Raw genomic sequence first — 21,709 nt, forward strand, 5'->3', positions numbered from 1 at the left:
TAATCGATAAAAAGAAAGGGGTCAGTCCTGGGACTGACCCCGGGTAATGCCGCTGGCATCAATAGCAAGAACTTAGTCTTTTGTACTGCGCATCACCGCCTCGAACCACTTCGGGTGGTGCTTGCGCGCCCAGCCGTAGGTGACGGTGCCGCGCACCATGGCGCCGATCGAACCCTTGACCCACAGGGCCGCATAGATGTGCACGATGATGGCGCAGATGATGCCGAACGCGCACACGGCGTGCAGCAAGGCGGCCGCGCGGATGACGGGAATCGGGAAGTAGAACGCGAAATACGCGCGCCAGATCACGATACCCGACAGCAACAATCCCGCCATGCAGGCCAGCAGCACAAAGAACAGGATCTTCTGGCCGGCATTGTATTTGCCGATCTTCGGAAGCTTTTCTTCGCGGTTGTTGAGCACGTCGTCCATCTGTTTCAGCCACTGCTTGTCGCCGTCCTCGAACTTGTTGTGGTGCCAGAAGCGCACCACCAGGATCGCGAACGAGACGAACATCACCAGGCCGGCAAACGGATGCAGGATGCGCGTCCATTGCCCGCCGCCGAACAGGTTCGCCAGCCACGCCATCGAGGGATGGAACATGGCCAGGCCGGACAGGGCCAGCATGACGAAGGTGATGGCGGTCACCCAGTGATTCGTGCGCTCGTTCGGGTCGTAGCGCTGGATCAGCGGGTTGCCATCCTTGTCACGCAGCTTTCCATCATGCAGATCACTGTGGCTCATGGTCTTCCTCCCGGATGCGTTTGGCCTCTTCCAGCGCCTCGTGCTCTTCGTCCTTGCTCACTTCGTTCGGACCGACACGCGTGTAATGGAAGAAGCCAGCCAGCGCCGTGGCGGCCATGCCGGCCACCGCGAGCGGCTTGGACCAGCCCTTCCAGAAGCCCACCATCGGGCTGATGCGCGGACGTTCCGGCAAGTTCGAATACAGCTTCGGCTTGTCGGCATGGTGCAGCACGTACATCACGTGCGTGCCGCCCACGCCCAGCGGGTCGTACAGGCCCGCATTCTCGAAACCGCGCGACTTCAGGTCGACGATGCGCTCTTCCGCATGCACCTTCATGTCTTCCTTGGTGCCGAAGACGATGGCGCCCGTCGGGCACGTTTTCACGCAGGCCGGTTCCTGGCCCACGGCGACGCGGTCCGAGCACAGCGTGCACTTGTAGGCGCGGTCGTCCTTTGTCGAAATGCGGGGCACGTCGAAAGGACAGCCGGCCACGCAATAGCCGCAGCCGATGCAGTTTTCCTGATGGAAATCCACGATGCCGTTCGTGTATTGCACGATGGCGCCCGGCGCCGGACAGGCTTTCAGGCAGCCCGGGTCCTCGCAGTGCATGCAGCCATCCTTGCGGATCAGCCACTCGAGGTTGCCGTCGTTGTTTTCGTGTTCGGCAAAACGCATCACCGTCCACGATTGCGGCGTCAGGTCCGTCGGATTGTCATAGGTGCCATGGTTTTCACCGACTTCGTCACGCAAGTCGTTCCATTCCATGCACGCCGTCTGGCAAGCCTTGCAGCCGATGCATTTCGACACATCGATCAGCTTGGCCACGGTGCCCGTCACCGGGCTGCGTGCTTGCGGCGGCGTTACCGTGGTAGCCGACAGGCGCCGGATATCTAAGGATTGCAGTGCCATTATTGAGCTCCCATCATGCTTTTTCCACCTTCACGAGGAAGGACTTGAATTCCGGCGTTTGCGAATTCGCATCCCCCACGCCCGGCGTCAGGGTATTGATCAGATACCCCGGCTTGGCCACGCCCGTAAAGCCCCAGTGCAGCGGCAGGCCCACGGTATGCACCGGCTTACCCTCGATCATCAAAGCCTTGATGCGCTTGGTGACGACGGCCTTGGCGATGATGTGACCCCGCTTGGAACTGACGCGCACTTCCCCACCGGCAACGACGCCGATGCTCTTGGCCAGTTCTTCGCCGATTTCGACGAATTGCTGCGGCTGGATGATGGCATTCAGGCGTGCATGCTTGGTCCAGTAATGGAAATGCTCGGTCAGGCGGTAGCTGGTGGCCACATGCGGGTATTCCTCATGCGTGCCGAACATTTTCCGGTCATCGGCGAACACGCGCGCGGCCGGATTGCTGGTCGCTTGCGGGTTTTTCGGATGCATGGGGTTGTAGCCCAGCGGATTTTCGAACGGCTCGTAATGCTCGGGGAACGGCCCCTCGGCCATGGCGCCGCGCGCAAAGAAGCGCGCCACGCCCTCGCCCAGCATGATGAACGGACCCATGCCGTTTTCCGGCGGTTCGTCGACCTTGAAGTCGGGAATATCGGCCCCGCTCCAGTTCGTGCCATTCCACTCGATCAACTTGCGCGTCGGGTCGAAAGCCTTGCCCTTCAAGTCGCACGAAGCGCGGTTGTACAGCACGCGGCGGTTCGCCGGCCACGCCCAGGCCCAGCCCAGAGTCTGGCCGATGCCCGTCGGGTCGCTATTGTCGCGCCGTCCCATCTGGTTGCCCGCCTGGGTCCAGCTGCCGGCGAAGATCCAGCAACCGCTGGTGGTCGTGCCGTCGTCGCGCAATTGCGCGAACGAGGCCAGCTGCTCGCCCTTCTTCACCAGCAGCTTGGTCGGATCTTTCGGATCGTACAAGTCGGCCAGCGCCTTGCCATTGAATTCGCGGGCGATTTCTTCCGGCTGCGGGTTATGCGGCTGCGCATAATTCCACGTCAGGTTGACGATAGGATCGGGGAACTTGCCGCCTTCTTTCTTGTACATGTTGCGCATGCGCAAGAACAGGCCCGACATGATCTCCAGGTCGCTGCGCGCCTGGCCCGGCGGTTCGGCCGCCTGCCAGTGCCACTGCAGCACGCGCGAGGAACTCACCAGCGAACCGCGCTCTTCGGCGAAGCAGCTGGTCGGCAAGCGGAACACTTCCGTCATGATCTTGGTGGGATCGACTTCGTGGTATTGGCCGTGCGCCTTCCAGAATTCGCCCGTTTCCACGGCCAGCGGATCCATGATGACGAGGAACTTCAGCTTCGACAGCGCTTCCGTGACCTTCTGCTTGTTCGGCGCGGACGCCAGCACATTGAAGCCCTGGCAGATATAGCCCGTCATCTTGCCTTGGTGCATGTTCTCGATGGCTTGCATCAAGTCATACGGCTTGTCGAGTTTCGGCAGGTAGTCGAAGGCGTAGTTATTTTCCGCCGTGGCAAAGTCGCCCCACCACGTCTTCATGAAGCTGACGTGGAATTTGCGGTAATTGCTCCAGTAGCTGAGCTGGTTAGGCCGCAGCGGCTTGGTGGCGCGCGCGGCGATATAGCCGTCGAAATCCTGCTCGGACTCGTTCGGCAAGGTCATGTAGCCTGGCAACAGGTTCGACATCAGGCCCAGATCGGTCAGACCCTGGATGTTCGAGTGGCCGCGCAAGGCGTTCATGCCGCCGCCCGCGATACCCATATTACCCAGCAGCAACTGCACCATGGCGCCCGTGCGGATGGTTTGCGCGCCCGTCGAGTGGTGCGTCCAGCCCAGCGCGTACAGGATGGTGCCGGCGCGTCCCGGCACGGCGGTCGAAGCCAGGGCTTCCGCCACCTTGTGGAACTTGTCGGCCGACACGCCGCACGTACGCTCGACCATCTCGGTCGTGTAGCGCGCGTAGTGCTTCTTCATCATCTGGTAGACGCAGCGCGGGTGTTCCAGGGTCGGGTCGACCTTGGCATAGCCATCTTCGCCGATCTCGTAATCCCAGGTGGCCTTGTTGGTGTACTTGCCTTTTTCTTTGTCGAAACCCGAGAACAGGCCGTCCTCGAACGCATAGTCTTCGCGCACGATGAAGGGCATGTCCGTGTAGTTGCGCACGTACTCATGCTGGATCTTGTCGTTCGTCAGCAGATAATTGATGATCGCGCCGAGGAAGACGATGTCCGTGCCGGTACGCGTGGCGCAGTAGTAATCTGCCACGGATGCGGTACGGGTAAAACGCGGATCGACAACGATCAGCTTGGCCTTGTTATGCGCCTTCGCTTCCGTTACCCATTTGAATCCGCAAGGATGTGCTTCTGCTGCATTGCCGCCCATGACCAGGATCACATCGGCATTCTTGATATCGACCCAATGATTCGTCATCGCGCCACGGCCAAACGTCGGGGCAAGACCTGCCACCGTCGGTCCGTGTCATACACGCGCCTGATTATCAAAGGTCAGCATCCCCATGCTGCGCACTGTCTTGTGGGTCAGATACCCCACCTCGTTGCTGCCGGCGGACGCGGCCAGCATGCCGGTGGAGAGCCAGCGGTTGACGGTCTTGCCGTCGGCATTCTTTTCGATCAGGTTGGCGTCGCGGTCATCCTTCATCAGGCGCGCGATCTTGTCGAGCGCCACATCCCAGGAGATCGGTTGCCATTCCGTGCCGCCCGGTGCGCGGTACTCGGGCACTTTCAGGCGGTTCGGGCTGTGGATGAAGTCGACCAGGCTGGCGCCTTTCGGGCACAAGGTGCCGCGGTTCACCGGGTGATCGGCATCGCCTTCCACGTGGATGATGCTGGAGACGGCGTTTTTCGCGCCGTCGCCCAGTCCATACAGCAGGACGCCACATCCTACCGAACAGTAGGGACAGGTATTGCGTGTCTCGGTGGTGCGAGACAGCTTGTATTGCCGCACTTCCGCCATCGCCTGGCCCGGTGCGAAACCGAGCAGGGCGAGGCTGGAACCAGCAATGGTCGCGCCAGTTACCCGAAGGAACTGGCGCCTGGACATCTGAACCATATTCAGGCCTCTATGATGTGAGTAAATAAAAAGTCATACGGCGTCGTGGTAGTGTCATATCACCAAGATATAAGCACCATGCCTGTGCCGTATGACAGTATTTTACCCCTCAAACTCCGACAAGGCTTAGTCCGCTGGAAAAAATTGCCTTTAGTCAATATTAATTTGACGATACCGAACGTTCCCTCTAAACAATGCCAGCCTGCCCGGCACGCTTGCACATCGCTACCCACCCACGAAAAAAAACCCGCTCGCGAGCGGGTTTTTGGGGATGCGGCCGAACTGCCAGGCCAAATTACAGGCTGTAGCGCAAGGTCAGCGCCACATTGCGCGGCGCACCCGGCAAGCTCAGGTTCGGGCTGGAACCGTGGCCCGACACGATGTAACGCGTGTCGCCGATATTGTTGACGTTCAGCTGCACTTCATAGCGGCCCGTGCGGTACGCGGCCATGGCGTCGGCCGTCACATAGCCTGGCAGCACCACCGTGTTGCCCGGATTGGCGAAGCGGCTGCCGACGGCGTTCGCGCCGCCGCCCACCGTGAAGCCGTGGCCCAGGTCTTTCGTCAGCCACAGGTTGGCCGTATTGCGCGATGTCAAGGTCGCGCGCTTGCCCTTGACCGGCACTTCTCTGGCGACGGTGCCGCCCGGCACATTGACGCTCTTGTCCTTGGCGATGGAATCGGTGATGGTGGCGTCCAGGTAAGCGTAGCCGGCCATCATTTTCCAGCCATCGTGCAAGTCCGCGTTGAAGGTCAGTTCCAGGCCATCCGTGCGCTGCGTGCCGACGGGCACGATGCGGTTCGTGATCGGGTCGCTGGTCTTGATATTGTCGCGCTCCAGGCGGAACAGCGACACGGTGGCGTTGGCGCGGCCGCCCCACAGGTCATACTTGGCGCCCACTTCCGTGTTGCGCGTGGTTTCCGGCGCCAGGTCGGCATTGTTGGCGGCCAGGGCGAAGTTCTCGCCACTCGGCTGGAACGAACGGCTCCACGAGGCGTAGTACGATTGCGTCGCGCCCGGCTGCCAGACGAGGCCGGCGCGGGGGCTGTAGGCCGAATCCGTGCGCGACAAATCCGCCGTCGTCACGCCAAGCGCATTGGCCAGGCGCGACTGCTGCTTGTAGCGGTCGTAGCGCAAGCCGGCCAGCGCCTTCCACTCGTCGCTGAAGCTGATGGCGTCCTGCACGTAGGCGGCGGCCGTGTCGTAGGTACCGAAGGTATCACTGCGCGCGCCCAGTTTGCTGCGATCGACGACGGGCAGAACAGGATTGAAGATCGACACGGGCTTCGCAGATGTCGTTACAGCGATGGCGGCCCAACTGTTGGCATCCTTGTTTTGCTTGCCGAATTCGGCGCCGTACAGCACTTCGTGGCGCATGGTGCCCGTGACCAGCTTTTGCGTCAGTTCCGTCTGGTTGAACCAGCCGCTCTCGTCGCGGTTGAGCTTGGCGTGGCCCAGGCTCATCGTGCCCTTGACTTCGTTGACGTTGCCAGAAATATTCGTGTTGTTGCGGTCCAGGTGATAGTCGTAGTAGCGGAAGGCATTGCGCAGCGACAAGCTATCGCTGAATTTGTGCGTCAGGGTGGCGGCCGTGGACACCACGCGCGACTGGCTGAAGTCGGCATCGCGGGCGTTGGCGGCGCCGTAATATGTGCCCGCATCGACGGCCACGGGACGGCCGTGGTAGGACGGGATGCCGAAGTCCGTCAGGCGGCGGTCTTCCAGGTAATCGCCCTGCAGCAGCAGCTTGGTGGCGCTGGAGAGGCGGATAGCCACCGACGGCGCCAGCGCCGTGCGGTTGATGAATTGCTGGTCGCGGTAGCTGTCCGACAATTCGCGCGCGCCCGTGACACGCCAGTCCACCGTCTCGCCGACACGGCCCACGTCGACTTCGCCGCGGCGCCCTGCTGTGTTCGTCAAGCTCAGGGCCACATCCGCGATGTCCACGCCCGGCTTCTTCGTGATGCGGTTCACCAGGCCGCCCGAGGAACCGCGGCCGTACAGCACGGCGGCCGGTCCCTTGATCACTTCCAGGCGCTCCACGTTCGACAGGTCGCGGAAATACAGCGCGTCATCGCGGAAGCCGTCGACGAACTGGTCGCCAATGGCCGTGAAGCCGCGGATGAACACCTGGTCGCGCTGGCCGTCGCCCGTCGACAAGCCCACGCCGGGGATGTTCTTCATGATGTCCTGGATCGACATGGCGTTCTGGTCGCGGATGACGGCGGCCGGCACCACGTTGATCGTTTGCGGCACGTCGCGCAAGGCCATTTCCGTCTTGGTGCCGCTGGCGGAGGTGGCGGCCACGTAGCCATCCTTGTCCTTCGACGCCGTCACGGTGACGGCGGGCAAGCTTTCCTGTGCCCAGGCCGCCAGTGGCGTGGCGCCCAAGGTCAAGGCGCCCAGTACGGCGATGGTGATCGGTTTACATCCTGGCTTGCGCTGTTGCTGCATACAATTCCCTGGTCGAAGTTTTAATACGAATGATTATCATTAGTATTTTATCAGCCAGCGATGGGAAAAGTAAGGATGAATGTAAGTGATAGTACTTATTAACTAGGTACTTGACGTAAAAAAGCAACAGGAAATCAATATCAAAAAATAATTAAAATTGCCGCCAGAAACTATTTCCCTGCGTCAATGCTATACTTGCGGCTTGCTGGGCAGCGGTCAGCCTGACCGATATGCCCCTTGCTTTACCTCCATCGCCACGCTCAGCGTGGCGCGCCGCACAGCTATCACGCGGCACCCGAAGACCCCGATCCCCTGCGCCTTGCGGCGCCTGTCCGCCCCTGCTGGCGGCGGCGATCATGACTATTAAACTGTTAGGAATTACATGAAAAACCTGAACATCGGCAGCCGCCTTGGCGTCGGCTTTGCTGTCGTATTGCTGTTGCTTGCCGCCTTGACCATCACCGCCCTCGTGCGCATGCAAACGGCCAGCGACCTGACCTATCGCCTCATCAATACCAGCATCAAGAACCAGCGCATGGTGGCCGAATGGTCGAAGATCATTGAACTGAACAGCGTGCGCGGCGTCGCCTCGTTCGAGATCACCGATCCGGTCGTGCGCGCCAAGATCGAGGAAGACTTGAAGGTCGATGCGGAGCGTTCCAGCAAGCTGCAGGACGACATCATCGCGTCCTTGCTCAACCCGGCCGTGATCGAGCAGTTCAAGGTGGTGCGCAAGGTGCGCACCGACTACGTGACGACGCGCGCACGCGCCTTCAAGATGAAGGCCGACGGCGACGTGGCGGGCGCCAAGATCGTGTTCGACAAGGAAGTCGCGCCCATCACCGTGGCTTACCTGGCCGAAGTGAAGCGCTTTGCCGGCATGCAGATCAAGGCGGCCGACGGCGTCGGCGCCAGCATCATCGAAGCTTACAGCGGCACCCGCATCTTCCTGATCACCATGGGCGTGCTGGCCGTGCTGATGGGCATCGGCTTTGCCTGGTGGATCACGCGTTCGATCACCGGCCCCATCCGCGCCGCCGTGAAAGTGGCGGAAACCGTGGCAGCGGGCGACTTGAGCAGCGTCATCACGGCCCAGGGCCGCGATGAAACGGGCCAGCTGATGCATGCCCTGAAAACCATGAACGATAGCCTCGTCGGCATCGTCGGCCAGGTGCGCAGCGGTACCGACACCATCGCCACGGCCTCCGCGGAAATCGCCGCCGGCAACCAGGACCTGTCGTCGCGCACGGAACAGCAAGCCAGTTCGCTGGAAGAAACGGCCTCGTCGATGGAAGAACTGACTTCGACCGTCAAGCAAAACGCGGACAATGCGCGCCAGGCGAATAAACTGGCTGGCGACGCGGCCGGCATCGCCAGCCGCGGCGGCGCCGTGGTGGCCGAAGTGGTCGCCACCATGAGCGAGATCAATACCTCGTCGAAGAAAATCGTCGATATTATCTCGGTCATCGATGGCATCGCCTTCCAGACCAACATCCTGGCCTTGAACGCGGCCGTGGAAGCGGCGCGCGCCGGCGAACAGGGTCGCGGCTTTGCCGTGGTCGCCACGGAAGTGCGCAACCTGGCGCAGCGCTCGGCAGCGGCGGCAAAAGAAATCAAGGGCTTGATCGACGACTCCGTGCAAAAAGTCGACGTGGGCACGGACCTGGTCGACAAGGCCGGCAAGACGATGGAAGAAATCGTGCAAAGCATCGGCTTCGTCACGTCCATCATGAGCGAGATCAGCAACGCCAGCGAAGAACAGAGCGCGGGCATCGAGCAAGTCAACCAGGCCATTTCCGAAATGGACCAGGTAACGCAGCAAAATGCAGCCCTGGTGGAAGAAGCCTCGGCGGCGGCCGAAGCGATGCAGGAACAGGCGAGCGAACTGGCGCAGGTGGTCAGCGTCTTCCGCCTGGACGCCAATGCAGCCGCGACCGACCGTTTCAGCACCAAGGCGGCGCAACGCAGCGCGCCCGCAGCGCCAGCAGCCGCACCGGCTCGCAAGGCTACGGCCCCCGCCCTGCGCCTGCCCGCGACGCGCGCCAGCAGCAAGGCAACAAGCCCGGCCGAAGGCGAGTGGGAAGAGTTTTAAATCCGCTTCTGCAAGCCGTGCGGCATCACGCCGCGCGGGCTTGCGCCTGGGTGATCAGTGCCGCCAGCTCGCGCGGCGCGGATTGCCCCAGAAATTCCAGCGCCAGCGCTTCCGGATCAATGGCGGCGTCCACGGGCATGCCATGCTCGAAGCCGCCCACCATGATGCGGCAGAAATACGGCGACTCCGCCCGCGTTTCCACATACCAGCAACCCGCATGGCCTTGCACGAAATACTCGCCGATAAAGTAGCCGAGCATGGTTTTTACCCACTGCCAGCTCTCGTCGCGAATGACGATGGTGCGCATGGCCGCATCGATGTACGGCAGGTATTCGGCCGCGTTCGTCAACACTTCGTGCGCCGGCTGGATGCCCAGGCGCTCGACGAAATTCACCAGCGAAGCGCCCAGCGCGTCATAGTAGGCGTCAAAAGCCGTTTGGCTTTGTTGCAATAATTGTTCTTGTTCGTTCGACAGCATTCACACTCCACAGACATTCAGCAATCCAATATTTTACGCCACGCCCACATCCACCCCGGCCCGCTGCAGCAAGGCCTCGTTGCGGGCGGACAGATGCGTCACCTGCAGATGCTTGCCTGCCCTGTCATAGCGCTCATACAGCGATTCGATGGCGGCGATGGCCGAGTGGTCGGCCATGTGCAGGTGCCGGCAGTCGAGGATGACGCGGGCCGGGTCCGACGCTGCCTGGAACAGTTCCTGGAAATGCGTGGTGGAAGCAAAAAACAGGGTGCCATGCGGCAAGTAGACGCGCATGCCTTGCGTGCTGTCATCGATGTCGGCACGCATGTCGCGCGCATGTTGCCAGGCAAAATTCAAGGCGGCGATGACGATTCCGCACAGCACGGCCATCGCCAGGTCCGTGAATACCGTGATCACCGTCACGGCGACGATCACCAGCGCATCCTGCAACGGCACCTTGCCCAGCACGCGCAAGGAACCCCAGGCAAACGTCTGCTGCGCCACGACGAACATCACGCCCACGAGGGCCGCCAGCGGGATGCGCTCGATCAGCGGCGACAGGAACAGGATGAACAGCAAGATCATCACGCCGGCCGTCACGCCCGACAGGCGCGAGCGGCCGCCGGAACTCAGGTTGATCATCGTCTGCCCGATCATGGCGCAGCCGCCCATGCCGCCAAACAGGCCCGAGACGACGTTCGATGCGCCGAGAGCGATGCATTCGCGGTTCGGCTGCCCCCGCGTTTCTGTTATCTCATCCGTGAGATTAAAAGTGAGCAAGGTTTCCAGCAAACCCACCATGGCCATCAGCGCCGCATACGGAAAAATGATGTGCAAGGTGGCCATGTCCAGCGGCACGGCAGGCCAATGCAGGGCCGGCAAGCCGCCCGCGATATGCGCGAGGTCGCCCAGGGTGCGCGTGGGCAGGTGCAAAACATGGCTGAGCACGCCCACGCCCAGAATGGCCACCAGCGCCGGCGGCACGGCTTTTGTCAGGCGCGGCAGCACGTAGACGATGGCCATGGTGAGCAGCACCAGGCCACCCATCACGAGCAAGGGCGTGCCTTGCAGCCAGGCTTCGCCCTGCGGCGTGGCCTGGCGGAAGTGTTCCAGTTGGGACATGGCGATGACGATGGCCAGGCCATTCACAAAACCCAGCATCACGGGATGCGGCACCATGCGAATCAGCTTGCCCAGACGCAAGATGCCGAATAACGCCATCAAGATACCGCCGAGCACCACGGTAGCCAGCAGGTATTGCACGCCGTGTTGCGCCACCAGCGCCACGATGACGACGGCCATGGAGCCGGCGGCGCCGGAAATCATGCCGGGACGTCCGCCAAAGATGGCCGTCATGGCGCAGATGATGAAGGCGCCATACAGGCCCATCAGGGGATTGAGCTGCGCCACCAGGGCAAAGGCGATGCATTCTGGCACCAGGGCAAATGACGTGGTCAAGCCCGCCAAGACGTTTTTTTGCAGGTTCGAGTACCACTCATCCCGAAAAGTTGTGTTGATCATTGATGCGTATCCAAAGTCGGAACAGGAAAATGCCGGCCGGATGGAGAATAATCAGGCGCGGCCATGCCAGCGGGCGTCACAGAAACGCGGCGCTGAGGTCGAACGGAACAGGAAAGTCGTCAGTGACTACATCGGTATGGCGGAAAGGGGGAGGTTCATCAAGGCGCCAGGCGGCGCGGCTGAGCTTGCCGGCATTATACAAGATGCGCCATCGGCAAAAGTCTGGCCAAAGCGCAGACAAAAAAATAGCCCACTCGAAAGTGGGCTATTTTTTTCATCTGGAGGCGAGGACGGGAATCGAACCCGTCTAAACGGCTTTGCAGGCCGCTGCATAACCTCTTTGCTACCTCGCCAGAGGAACTGCTTGGATGCGCCTTGCGGCCCACCTTGAAAACTGGAGCGGGAGAAGAGTCTCGAACTCTCGACCTCAACCTTGGCAAGGTTGCGCTCTACCAACTGAGCTACTCCCGCATTGGAGCTTGGTTACCGCATAATCGCGCCGCGCATGGCGGCGGATAAAAAAAGGAAGCCAGCTTAGCTTCCCTTTAGAATTCTGGAGCGGGAGAAGAGTCTCGAACTCTCGACCTCAACCTTGGCAAGGTTGCGCTCTACCAACTGAGCTACTCCCGCATTGGAGCTTCTATTTTCTGCTACTGCCATTCTTGCTGTACTGCTTCAGCTTTCGCTGGAGCGGGAGAAGAGTCTCGAACTCTCGACCTCAACCTTGGCAAGGTTGCGCTCTACCAACTGAGCTACTCCCGCATACGAACCGCTATTTTACTGCCTTTTGCTACCGTTTACCAGTGCTGCTTTACTGCTGATCCAGTATTCACTGGAGCGGGAGAAGAGTCTCGAACTCTCGACCTCAACCTTGGCAAGGTTGCGCTCTACCAACTGAGCTACTCCCGCAGTGGACAACATTGTATCAGAAGCTCTACTACATCGCCAGTACTACTTTTTACTGCATTCGCTGTTTTTACCTATGACACGATCCAGAAAACTGGAGCGGGAGAAGAGTCTCGAACTCTCGACCTCAACCTTGGCAAGGTTGCGCTCTACCAACTGAGCTACTCCCGCGTCATCAACAACAGGCCAGCATTATAGAGGGATTACAGGGGCTGTCAACGGGCAATATCTGGTCTTTTGCAAAATATTCCGCACAAAGCAGCCGCCTGCCTGTTCTTAGTGCAGATTTCCAGCCTTTTCCTTGATGAGAGGCCACGCCAGGCGCAAATAGTAAAACATCGACCACACCGTCAGCACGCAGGCGATCCACAGCAGCTTCTCGCCCCACACATGGGTATCGATCGCGCCAAAGATCACTTCGTGGTACAGCAGCAAGGGAATGGCCGTCATTTGCGCGGCCGTCTTGATCTTGCCGATCGAGCTGACGGCCACCGACTTCGAGGCGCCGATCTGCGCCATCCATTCGCGCAGCGCGGAAATCGTGATTTCGCGGCCGATGATGATGAAGGCCAGCACGGCATTGACACGGTCCAGTTGCACCAGCACCAGCAAGGCACCCGCCACCATCAGCTTGTCGGCGACCGGGTCGAGGAAGGCGCCGAAGGCCGACGTCTGGTTCCAGCGTCGCGCGAGGAAGCCGTCGAACCAGTCTGTGACGGCGGCAACAATGAAGACCAGGGTGGCAACCAGGTTCTGGTCGCCATGCAGCAGCATCGACGGCGGCAAATAAAACACGCCGACGACGAGCGGTATCAGGGCCACGCGCAGCCAGGTCAAAAGGATGGGAATATTAAAAGGCATAAGAGAGCAATCGGCCGACGGGTAAATTGAACATGAGGAAAGCGTGAAGAAAGCGCCACTAGTCTACATGGCCCCAGGGTATTAGCCTAGTCCGGTTGCCGCGGCACCTGACCAGGCGGTTCTATCATCAGTGCAGCTGCTTGTAGATTTCTTCCGCCAGTTGCGTGGAAATCCCCTCCACCGACATCAGGTCCTCGACGCTGGCGTCGACCACGCCGCGCAAGCCGCCAAAGCGCGACAGCAGCTTCTGGCGGCGCTTGGCGCCGATGCCCTCGATCTCTTCCAGGCGCGACGTCTGGCGCGTCTTGGCGCGCTTGGCGCGCATGCCCGTGATGGCGAAGCGGTGCGCCTCGTCGCGGATTTGCGCGATCAGCATCAGGGCCGCCGATTCCTTGCCCAGCTCCTGGGCCGCGCGGCCATCGACGAACAGCAGGGTTTCCAGGCCCACCTTGCGCCCCTCCCCCTTGGCCACGCCGACAATCAAGCTGATATCGAGTCCCAGCTCGGCGAACACCTGGCGCGCCATTTCGATCTGGCCCTTGCCGCCGTCGATCAAGACCACGTCGGGCATCACGCCATCGCCATTCGCCACTTTCTCGTAGCGGCGCATCAGGACCTGGCGCATGGCCGCGTAATCGTCGCCGGGGGTGATGTCGTTGATGTTGTAGCGCCGGTATTCGCCGTTCTGCATGGCGTGGTGGTGGAATACGACGCACGACGCCTGCGTCGCCTCGCCCTGCGTGTGGCTGATGTCGAAACACTCCACGCGCAGGCTGTCGAGGTCTTCCGTTTCCAGGCGCAGCGCCTCGGCCAGCGCGCGCGTGCGCGACTGCTGCGAGCCCTGCTCCGACAACAATCGCGCCAGCGAAATCTCGGCGCCCTTTTGCGCCATCTCAAGCCATTGGCGGCGCTGCCCCTGCGGCTGGAAGATCAGGTTGATGCGGTGGCCGCACTGCTCCATCAGCGCCACCATCAGGGCTGGCTGGTCGAATTCGATATTCAGGATCAGGGTGCCGGGAATGAATTTTTCCGTGTAGTGCTGCGCCAGGAAGGCGGCCAGCACTTCCACCTCGATCGGCTCCTCGGCAATGGCAGCCGCATCGCTGAGCTGGCTGGGGAAGTAGGCGCGGTCGCCCAGGTGGCGTCCGCCGCGCACCATGGCCAGGTTGACGCAGGCGCGCCCGCCCTGCACCAGCACGGCGAGGATGTCGACATCGGCGTCGCCCGTCGTTTCCATGCTTTGCTGGTGCAGTACGCGCGACAGCGAGGCGATCTGGTTGCGCACCACCACGGCTTGCTCGAACTTCAGCTCGGCGGCAAACGCATGCATCTTCTTTTCCAGGTCGGCCATCACCTCGCTCTGGCGCCCGCGCAGGAAGCGCGCCGCGTTTTCCACGTCGTTCTTGTAGTCTTCCTTGCTGATCAGGTCAACGCACGGCGCGCTGCAGCGGCCGATCTGGTGCAGCAAACAGGGCCGCGTGCGGTTGGCGTACACGCTGTCCTCGCAGGTGCGGATGAGAAAAACCTTTTGCAGTATCTGCATCGATTCCTTGACGGCCCAGGAACTGGGGAACGGCCCGAAATACTGGCTTTTCTTGTCCACCGCCCCGCGGTAATACACCATGCGCGGCGCATCGCCATTCGTGATCTTCAGGTACGGATACGACTTGTCGTCGCGGAACAGGATGTTGTAGCGCGGTTGCAGCGCCTTGATCAGGTTGTTTTCCAGGATCAAGGCTTCCGCTTCGCTGTGCGTGACGGTCGTTTCCAGGCGCGCGATGCGCTCGACCATCATGGCGATGCGGGGACTGGCCAGGTTCTTCTGGAAATAGCTGGAGACGCGCTTTTTCAGGTCGCGCGCCTTGCCGACGTACAGCACCTTGTCGGCGGCGTCGAAATAGCGGTACACGCCGGGCAAATTCGGCAGCTTGGCGACGGTGGCCAGCACCTGCGCGCGCGGGTCGGGCGGTGTTTCCGCCAAGGAAGATTCTGGGCTTGCTTCGGTCATTGCTGGCTCATTGCGCACTTATAGTTACACTGCTTGCTCCACGATCACGAACGCGACCGCATATTCTTCTTCATCGCTGATGGTCACTTGCGCGCTCAGGCGGTGCTGTTCCATGAACTCGGCCAGCACGCCGCTGCAGACGATCATCGGCTTGCCGCTGGGATGGTTCAGCATCTGCGCAGCGGGCCAAGTCATCGGCATGCGCAAGCCCAGGCCGATGGCCTTGGAAAACGCCTCCTTTGCCGCGAAGCGCGTGGCGAGGAAGCGCACGCCGCGCATGGCATTCTTGGCGCTGCGGGCACGGAACTTTTCCAGCTCCTGCGGCCCCAGTATCTTTTTCGCGAAACGCTCGCCGTGGCGCGCCAGGGCCGCCTCGATGCGGGGAATCTTGCAGATATCGGTACCGATACCGTAGATCATGCTGCCTCCTTTGTGCGCGCTTATGCCTTGCCGGCGATGCGCGTGGCCACCATGATAGCCTTCATTTCACGTACGGCATTTTCCCAGCCGACAAACACGGCGTGCGCGACGATGGCGTGGCCAATGTTCAGTTCGGCAATATCGGGAATGGCGGCAATCGCCTGCACATTGGTGTAATGCAAGCCGTGGCCCGCGTTGACCTTCAAGCCGCGGCCCACGCCGAACAGCACGCCCGCCTTGATGCGTTCCAGCTCGGCCAGCTGCTCGGCGCCTTGCGTATCGGCATAGCGGCCCGTGTGCAGCTCGATCACGGGCGCACCCAGCTCGGCGGCAGCGGCGATCTGTTGCTCATCGGCATCGATGAACAGGCTCACACGGATACCCTCGCCTTGCAGCTGCTGCACGGCCGCCTGCACTTCCTTGAAATAGCGCACCACGTCCAGGCCACCCTCGGTCGTCACTTCCGTGCGCTTTTCCGGCACCAGGCACACGTCCGCCGGCTTGATGCGGCAGGCGAAGTCGATCATTTCTTGCGTGACGGCCGCTTCCAGGTTCATGCGCGTGAGCAATTGCGGGGCGATGGCGATCACGTCCGCATCCTTGATGTGACGGCGGTCTTCGCGCAGATGCAGGGTGATGGCGTCGGCGCCCGCCTGTTCGGCCAGCAGGGCCGCGCGGATCGGGTCCGGGTAGGCGGTGCCGCGCGCATTGCGCAAGGTGGCCACGTGGTCGATATTGACGCCCAGGTCGATGACGGGGCCGGAAGGCTGCAAAAAGCTCATAGTGATGGTATCCGTAAAGTGCTGTCCTGCTGCAAACCGCAGCTACAGCTGCATTAAATCGATCAGTATCTGGCGCGTATTCAAGGTGGCGCCGCCCAGTTGATGGGCCAGCAAAAAGCGCATCAGCAGCTTGCTTTGCGCCTGCGTGGCCGCGTCCAGATAATCTTCGCGCTCCATGTCGAGCAGGGTCTTGCCCGTGATCCTGGGCCAGGCATCGCTGGCGCGCGCCGGGCGCGGCCCCCGTTCCGGGTCGACCACATAGACCTGCCCCGCCTCGACGGCCTGGCGCGTGCCCGTGCAGCGCGTCAGGTCGGCCGCCACGCCCGTTTCCTTGAGCAGGGCGCGCTCGAACTTGCGCAGCACGATGGGCGGCGGCTCATTGTGCGCCAGTTGATTCAAGGTGGCAACGTAGTGGTCGAACAGGACGGGATGCGGATCGTCGCGCGCGAGCAATTTGACCAGCAATTCGTTCAAATAGAAGCCGCACAGCAAGGCGGTCTTTTCCAGCGGCAACATACCGCCCACCCATTCGGCGCCCGTCAAGATGCGCAGCTCGGACTTGCCCGTCCAGCCCGCCTGCAGGGGCTGGAAGGTTTGCAGCACGCCGCGCAACTGCGAATGGGGCCGCTTGGCGCCCTTGGCGACGAGCGCGATGCGGCCGTATTCGCGTGTAAACACGTCGACGATGAGGCTGGTTTCTTTATGCGGATAGCTGTGCAGCACGAAGGCTGGCTGGCCCGTGATGCGTCCGTCGCGCGCGGGCGGACGGCTGCGCCGCGGCGCGGCAGGAGTGACAGGAGCTGCGGCCGGCGGCGCGATGGCCGCCGGCGCGGGGACAGGTGCGGATGCAGCAGATGAAGCTGGCGCAAGATCGTGCAGCGCTGGCGTGGTGGTGCTCATGCGTGTGGCGTCGCCCCCGGGTTGCGGATTACTCGTAGCCGTAGGCGCGCAAGCCCGCCTCGTTGTCGGCCCAGCCCGATTTGACCTTGACCCAGATTTCCAGGTACACGGGGCCGCCGAACAGCTTTTCCATGTCCAGGCGGGCCTGGGTGGAGACTTCCTTCAGGCGGGCGCCCTTGTTGCCGATAATCATGGACTTGTGCGTATCGCGCTCGACCAGGATGGCGGCAAACACGCGGCGCAGATCGCCTTCCTGCTCGAATTTCTCGATCAGCACGGTGCTCGTGTACGGCAGTTCGTCGCCGACGAAGCGGAAGAGTTTTTCGCGCACGATTTCCGAGGCGAGGAATTTCTCGCTGCGGTCCGTGATGTCGTCCGGTCCAAAGATCGGCTGGTTTTCCGGCAGGAAACGCTTGATCTCGTCCTGCAAGCCTTCCAGCTGGAAGTGCAGCTTGGCGGACACAGGCACGATGGCGGCGAAGTCGCGCATGGCGGCGATCTTTTGCGCGAACGGCAGCAGCACGGCCTTGTCCTTCACGCGGTCCGATTTATTGATGACGAGGATGCACGGCACTTCCTTCGGCAGCAGGTCCATCACTTGCTGGTCGGCCGGGCCGAAGGTGCCCGCCTCGATCACGTACAAGATCACGTCCGAGGAAATCAGGGTGTTGGTGACGGTCTTGTTGAGCGTCTTGTTCAACGCGTTCGAGTGGCGCGTCTGGAAGCCCGGCGTGTCGACGTAGATGAATTGCGCATCCGGCACCGTCTGGATGCCCGTGATGCGGTGGCGCGTCGTTTGCGCCTTGCGCGAAGTGATGCTGACCTTCGCGCCGATCAGCACGTTCATCAGGGTCGATTTGCCCACGTTCGGGCGGCCCACGATGGCGATATAGCCACAGCGGAAGTTGTCGGGCATTTTGGTGGCTGTCATGCTAGTGTCGATTCTGTTTAGTGTGAGCGGCGATCGCCGGGGCAGCAGGGGCTGCCGCGTCGTCGCTCTGGATGGTGGCAATGCCGGCCAGCTTGAGCTGGGCGGCGCGCGGTTTCGGCTTGCGGCTGGCGGCTGGCGACTTCAACAGCGCCTGCTCGGCCACGTCGAGCGCCAGTTTGGCGGCGGCTTGCTCACCGGCGCGGCGGCTTCCGCCACGGCCGTAGACCTGGATGTTCAATTTCGGCACCAGGCATTCGATCTCGAATTCCTGGCTGTGGGCGGCGCCGTGGGTAGCCACCACGTTGTATTGTGGCAGCGAAATTTTCTTGCTTTGCAAAAACTCCTGCAGCAGGGTCTTGGCATCCTTGCCCAGGGTTTGCGGATCGACCGAGTCGAGGATGGGGATGTAGAAGGCGCGGATCACCGTGCTGGCGGCGTCGAAGCCCGTGTCGAGGAAAATCGCGCCCAGCAAGGCTTCCAGGGTGTCGGCGAGGATGGACGGACGGCGGAAACCGCCCGATTTCAGCTCGCCTTCGCCCAGGCGCAGGAATTGCGACAGTTCCAGCTTTTGCGCGATTTCATACAGCGACTGCTGCTTCACCAGATTCGCGCGCAGGCGCGACAGGTCGCCCTCGTCGATGGACTTGAAGCGTTCGTACAGGATGGAAGCGACCACGCAGTTGAGGATGGAGTCGCCGAGGAATTCCAGCCGCTCGTTATGCAAACTGCTGTGGCTACGATGCGTCAAGGCTTGCTGCAACAGGCCAGCATCCTGGAACGTATAGCCTAAACGGGTTTGCAATAACTGAAGATTCATTGTTGTTTCTGTGTCATCTGAGTAATTCGGCTGGCCGCCGCGCGGGGAATCGGCGCGGCAGCCATAGGGACGGCTTAGTGTATGCCGCCCACTCTTTTCGGATTGCTGAAGTTCATCCACACCAGGAAAGCCTTGCCGACGATGTTCTCGTTCGGCACGAAGCCCCAGTAGCGGCTGTCCGCGCTATTGTCGCGGTTGTCGCCCATCATGAAGTAGTTTCCTGCTGGTACCACACAAGTGAAACCGTCTTCGTTGTAGTCGCACGACTCCTTGTGCGGGAAATCCTTGACTTCGCGCAAGTTCAACGTAGGAGCGGGCTCGTCGTTGAGGATGCGGTGGCTCACGCCCGTCAGGTTTTCTTCCAGCTGCTTGTGGTAAACGGTGCTTTCGTCGTCCAGGTAGTCGTCCAGCGGCGTGTATTGCACTTCCTTGCCGTTGACCGTCAAGCGCTTGTTTTCATAGGTGATTTTATCACCGGGCACACCGATCACGCGCTTGATATAGTCTTGCGACATATCTTTCGGGTACTTGAACACCATGACGTCGCCGCGCTGCGGATCGTTGACTTCAATGATGCGCTTGTTGACGATCGGCAAACGAATGCCATAAGTAAACTTGTTGACCAGGATCAAATCGCCCACCAGCAAGGTCGGCACCATCGAGCTCGACGGGATCTTGAATGGCTCGTACAGGAACGAGCGCAGGCAGAACACGAGGGCGATGACGGGGAAGAAGCTGCCCGAATATTCGACCCAGGTCGGCTGGCGCAACAGGGCCGCCTCGATGGTGGCGCGGCTGCCGCCCGCATCGGACTTGATGCCCTCGGCGGCCAGCTTGGACTGGCGCGCATCGAACTCGGCCAGGGCAAGGTCGGCCGCCTTGCGGCGCTGCTTGGACAGATAAAACACATCCAGGCACCAGACCAGGCCCGTCAACACCATCAGCACGAACAGGATTAAAGCGAAATTTCCTAAAATCACTTGCAGGTTCATGTATTAACCATCCACTTGTAAAATTGCCAGGAATGCTTCTTGCGGGATCTCCACGGAACCCACTTGCTTCATGCGTTTCTTACCCGCCTTTTGTTTTTCCAGCAATTTTTTCTTGCGGCTGATGTCGCCGCCATAGCACTTGGCCAGCACGTTCTTGCGCAAGGCTTTCACGTTCTCGCGCGAAATGATGTTCGCGCCGATGGTCGCCTGGATGGCCACGTCGAACATCTGGCGCGGAATCAGTTCACGCATCTTGGCAGCCACCTGGCGGCCGCGGTACTGGCTGTTCGAACGGTGGACGATGATGGCCAGCGCATCGACTTTTTCGCTGTTGATCAGCATGTCGACCTTGACCACGTCGGCCGCGCGGTATTCCTTGAACTCGTAATCCATCGAGGCATAGCCGCGCGACGTCGATTTCAGGCGGTCGAAGAAGTCCAGCACGATCTCGGCCATCGGCATTTCATACACGAGCTTGACCTGGCGGCCGTGGTAGCTCATGTCCATCTGGATGCCGCGCTTGCCGATACACAGGGTGATCACGGAACCCACGTATTCCTGCGGCATGTACAGATTGACCGTGACGATAGGCTCGCGCACTTCCTCGATGCGCGACGGATCGGGCATCTTCGACGGATTGTCGACGTTGATCATGGTGCCGTCGCGCTGGATCACTTCGTACACCACGGTAGGCGCCGTGGTGATCAGGTCCATGTCGAATTCGCGTTCGAGGCGTTCCTGCACGATTTCCATGTGCAGCAAGCCCAGGAAGCCGCAGCGGAAGCCGAAGCCCAGCGCCTGCGACACTTCCGGCTCGTACATCAGGGCCGCGTCGTTCAGTTTCAGTTTTTCCAGCGAGTCGCGCAGCGCGTCGTACTGGTTCGCTTCCACGGGGAACAGGCCGGCGAACACTTGCGGCTGCACTTCCTTGAAGCCGGGCAATGGCGCGGCGGCAGGACGGTTGGCCAGGGTGACGGTGTCGCCCACTTTCGCCGCTTTCAATTCCTTGATGCCGGCGATGATGAAGCCCACCTGGCCTGCCGACAGTTGCGGCAAGGATTGGGAACGGGGCGAAAACACGCCGATGTCTTCCACCAGCTGCACCGAATCGGTGGCCATCAGGCGGATCTTGTCTTTTGGTTTCAGGGTGCCGTTGATGACGCGCACCAGCATGACCACGCCCACATAGGCGTCATACCAGGAGTCGACGATCAGCGCCTGCAGCGGCGCATCGGGGTCGCCCTTCGGTGGCGGCACCTTGACGATCAGCTGCTCGAGCACGTCCAGCACGCCGAAGCCCGTCTTGGCCGAGCAATGCACGGCGTCGCCCGCGTCGATGCCGATCACGTCTTCGATCTCGGCAATGGCGCTCGGAGGATCCGCGTTCGGCAAGTCGATCTTGTTCAGCACGGGCACCACTTCCACGCCCAGGTCCAGCGCCGTGTAGCAGTTGGCCACGGTTTGCGCTTCCACGCCTTGCGATGCGTCAACGACCAGCAGCGCGCCTTCGCACGCCGACAGCGAGCGCGACACTTCATAGCTGAAGTCGACGTGGCCTGGCGTATCGATCAGGTTCAGATTGTAGATCTGGCCATCGCGCGCCTTGTAGTGCAGGGCCGCCGTTTGCGCCTTGATGGTAATGCCGCGCTCGCGCTCCAGATCCATCGAATCGAGCACCTGCGCCTCCATCTCGCGGTCGGACAAGCCGCCGCACAATTGAATGATGCGGTCAGCCAGGGTCGATTTACCGTGGTCAATATGGGCGATGATGGAGAAATTGCGTATGTTGTTCATTAACTAATATAAG

At 61.1% G+C, this 21,709-nt stretch carries 16 protein-coding genes and 6 tRNA genes; 1 reads left to right on the forward strand and 21 read right to left on the reverse strand.

Annotated elements, in window-relative coordinates; genetic code table 11:
• Positions 1-72: 72 nt before the first annotated feature.
• The 4 genes from O3299_RS11310 to O3299_RS11325 all read right to left on the reverse strand — a co-directional run bounded on the left by O3299_RS11310 (position 73) and on the right by O3299_RS11325 (position 7,194).
• Positions 73-744, reverse strand: coding sequence for a formate dehydrogenase subunit gamma (locus O3299_RS11310; RefSeq protein ID WP_289904359.1), 672 nt, complete (start codon positions 742-744; stop codon positions 73-75).
• A complete protein-coding gene (gene fdxH, locus O3299_RS11315; RefSeq protein ID WP_305052645.1) occupies positions 731-1,654 on the reverse strand; it encodes a formate dehydrogenase subunit beta in 924 nt (307 codons plus the stop codon). The genes O3299_RS11310 and fdxH overlap by 14 nt, the downstream gene beginning before the upstream one ends.
• Positions 1,655-1,667: 13 nt before the next feature.
• On the reverse strand, positions 1,668-4,739 hold the full coding sequence (gene fdnG, locus O3299_RS11320) for a formate dehydrogenase-N subunit alpha (protein WP_143451508.1): 3,072 nt from the start codon (positions 4,737-4,739) through the stop codon (positions 1,668-1,670).
• 295 nt (positions 4,740-5,034) lie between these two features.
• Positions 5,035-7,194: a TonB-dependent siderophore receptor gene (locus O3299_RS11325; RefSeq protein WP_289897281.1), complete on the reverse strand. Its 2,160-nt coding sequence runs from the start codon at positions 7,192-7,194 to the stop codon at positions 5,035-5,037.
• A 382-nt stretch (positions 7,195-7,576) separates the two neighbouring features.
• Here O3299_RS11325 and O3299_RS11330 point away from each other — a divergent pair, with 382 nt between their 5' ends.
• On the forward strand, positions 7,577-9,286 hold the full coding sequence (locus O3299_RS11330; protein WP_251348074.1) for a methyl-accepting chemotaxis protein: 1,710 nt from the start codon (positions 7,577-7,579) through the stop codon (positions 9,284-9,286).
• Between the two features lie 25 nt (positions 9,287-9,311).
• On the opposite strand, the gene O3299_RS11335 is transcribed toward O3299_RS11330, so the two are convergent.
• From O3299_RS11335 to lepA, 17 genes are all read right to left on the reverse strand, one after another.
• Positions 9,312-9,764 carry a hypothetical protein gene (locus O3299_RS11335; protein ID WP_251348073.1) on the reverse strand — a complete coding sequence of 151 codons (453 nt, stop codon included), beginning with the start codon at positions 9,762-9,764 and terminating at the stop codon, positions 9,312-9,314.
• Positions 9,765-9,797: 33 nt separating this feature from the next.
• The gene (locus O3299_RS11340) at positions 9,798-11,285 is read right to left on the reverse strand and encodes a SulP family inorganic anion transporter (protein WP_305052647.1); all 1,488 of its coding nucleotides are present in this window, start codon (positions 11,283-11,285) and stop codon (positions 9,798-9,800) included.
• A 279-nt stretch (positions 11,286-11,564) separates the two neighbouring features.
• Positions 11,565-11,638 (reverse strand) — tRNA-Cys (locus O3299_RS11345).
• A 42-nt stretch (positions 11,639-11,680) separates the two neighbouring features.
• Positions 11,681-11,756 (reverse strand) — tRNA-Gly (locus O3299_RS11350).
• 83 nt (positions 11,757-11,839) lie between these two features.
• Positions 11,840-11,915: transfer RNA gene (locus O3299_RS11355), tRNA-Gly, on the reverse strand.
• Between the two features lie 56 nt (positions 11,916-11,971).
• Positions 11,972-12,047, reverse strand: a tRNA-Gly gene (locus O3299_RS11360).
• A 71-nt stretch (positions 12,048-12,118) separates the two neighbouring features.
• Positions 12,119-12,194 (reverse strand) — tRNA-Gly (locus tag O3299_RS11365).
• 92 nt (positions 12,195-12,286) lie between these two features.
• Positions 12,287-12,362 (reverse strand) — tRNA-Gly (locus O3299_RS11370).
• Between the two features lie 105 nt (positions 12,363-12,467).
• The gene (pgsA, locus tag O3299_RS11375; RefSeq protein ID WP_034749601.1) at positions 12,468-13,052 is read right to left on the reverse strand and encodes a CDP-diacylglycerol--glycerol-3-phosphate 3-phosphatidyltransferase; all 585 of its coding nucleotides are present in this window, start codon (positions 13,050-13,052) and stop codon (positions 12,468-12,470) included.
• 127 nt (positions 13,053-13,179) lie between these two features.
• Positions 13,180-15,060 carry an excinuclease ABC subunit UvrC gene (gene uvrC, locus O3299_RS11380; protein ID WP_305062354.1) on the reverse strand — a complete coding sequence of 627 codons (1,881 nt, stop codon included), beginning with the start codon at positions 15,058-15,060 and terminating at the stop codon, positions 13,180-13,182.
• A gap of 24 nt (positions 15,061-15,084) precedes the next feature.
• The gene (gene acpS, locus O3299_RS11385) at positions 15,085-15,480 is read right to left on the reverse strand and encodes a holo-ACP synthase (RefSeq protein WP_305062355.1); all 396 of its coding nucleotides are present in this window, start codon (positions 15,478-15,480) and stop codon (positions 15,085-15,087) included.
• 20 nt (positions 15,481-15,500) lie between these two features.
• Positions 15,501-16,262, reverse strand: a complete 762-nt coding sequence (gene pdxJ / locus O3299_RS11390) for a pyridoxine 5'-phosphate synthase (protein ID WP_251351575.1) — start codon at positions 16,260-16,262, stop codon at positions 15,501-15,503.
• A 42-nt stretch (positions 16,263-16,304) separates the two neighbouring features.
• Positions 16,305-17,162: a DNA repair protein RecO gene (gene recO / locus O3299_RS11395; RefSeq protein WP_251351576.1), complete on the reverse strand. Its 858-nt coding sequence runs from the start codon at positions 17,160-17,162 to the stop codon at positions 16,305-16,307.
• 28 nt (positions 17,163-17,190) lie between these two features.
• Complete coding sequence (era, locus tag O3299_RS11400; protein WP_099667265.1) at positions 17,191-18,093, reverse strand: GTPase Era; 903 nt, start codon at positions 18,091-18,093, stop codon at positions 17,191-17,193.
• Between the two features lies 1 nt (position 18,094).
• Positions 18,095-18,910: a ribonuclease III gene (rnc, locus tag O3299_RS11405; RefSeq protein ID WP_077406693.1), complete on the reverse strand. Its 816-nt coding sequence runs from the start codon at positions 18,908-18,910 to the stop codon at positions 18,095-18,097.
• Positions 18,911-18,984: 74 nt separating this feature from the next.
• Positions 18,985-19,902 (reverse strand): signal peptidase I, encoded by a 918-nt coding sequence (lepB, locus tag O3299_RS11410; RefSeq protein ID WP_099667264.1) that lies wholly within the window; start codon positions 19,900-19,902, stop codon positions 18,985-18,987.
• 3 nt (positions 19,903-19,905) lie between these two features.
• Positions 19,906-21,696, reverse strand: a complete 1,791-nt coding sequence (lepA, locus tag O3299_RS11415) for a translation elongation factor 4 (protein ID WP_034749621.1) — start codon at positions 21,694-21,696, stop codon at positions 19,906-19,908.
• Between the last annotated feature and the right edge of the window lie 13 nt (positions 21,697-21,709).

The sequence above is a fragment of the Janthinobacterium sp. SUN176 genome, from assembly GCF_030587335.1.
Classification (GTDB): domain Bacteria; phylum Pseudomonadota; class Gammaproteobacteria; order Burkholderiales; family Burkholderiaceae_D; genus Janthinobacterium; species Janthinobacterium kumbetense.

Excerpts from the sequence above, each read along its gene's own strand:
- O3299_RS11310 (WP_289904359.1), bottom strand. The coding sequence starts at position 744 with ATGAGCCACAGTGATCTGCATGATGGAAAGCTGCGTGACAAGGATGGC.
- fdxH (WP_305052645.1), bottom strand. The coding sequence starts at position 1,654 with ATGGCACTGCAATCCTTAGATATCCGGCGCCTGTCGGCTACCACGGTA.
- O3299_RS11325 (WP_289897281.1), bottom strand. The coding sequence starts at position 7,194 with ATGCAGCAACAGCGCAAGCCAGGATGTAAACCGATCACCATCGCCGTA.
- O3299_RS11330 (WP_251348074.1), top strand. The coding sequence starts at position 7,577 with ATGAAAAACCTGAACATCGGCAGCCGCCTTGGCGTCGGCTTTGCTGTC.
- O3299_RS11335 (WP_251348073.1), bottom strand. The coding sequence starts at position 9,764 with ATGCTGTCGAACGAACAAGAACAATTATTGCAACAAAGCCAAACGGCT.
- O3299_RS11340 (WP_305052647.1), bottom strand. The coding sequence starts at position 11,285 with ATGATCAACACAACTTTTCGGGATGAGTGGTACTCGAACCTGCAAAAA.
- pgsA (WP_034749601.1), bottom strand. The coding sequence starts at position 13,052 with ATGCCTTTTAATATTCCCATCCTTTTGACCTGGCTGCGCGTGGCCCTG.
- uvrC (WP_305062354.1), bottom strand. The coding sequence starts at position 15,060 with ATGACCGAAGCAAGCCCAGAATCTTCCTTGGCGGAAACACCGCCCGAC.
- acpS (WP_305062355.1), bottom strand. The coding sequence starts at position 15,480 with ATGATCTACGGTATCGGTACCGATATCTGCAAGATTCCCCGCATCGAG.
- pdxJ (WP_251351575.1), bottom strand. The coding sequence starts at position 16,262 with ATGAGCTTTTTGCAGCCTTCCGGCCCCGTCATCGACCTGGGCGTCAAT.
- recO (WP_251351576.1), bottom strand. The coding sequence starts at position 17,162 with ATGAGCACCACCACGCCAGCGCTGCACGATCTTGCGCCAGCTTCATCT.
- era (WP_099667265.1), bottom strand. The coding sequence starts at position 18,093 with ATGACAGCCACCAAAATGCCCGACAACTTCCGCTGTGGCTATATCGCC.
- rnc (WP_077406693.1), bottom strand. The coding sequence starts at position 18,910 with ATGAATCTTCAGTTATTGCAAACCCGTTTAGGCTATACGTTCCAGGAT.
- lepB (WP_099667264.1), bottom strand. The coding sequence starts at position 19,902 with ATGAACCTGCAAGTGATTTTAGGAAATTTCGCTTTAATCCTGTTCGTG.
- lepA (WP_034749621.1), bottom strand. The coding sequence starts at position 21,696 with ATGAACAACATACGCAATTTCTCCATCATCGCCCATATTGACCACGGT.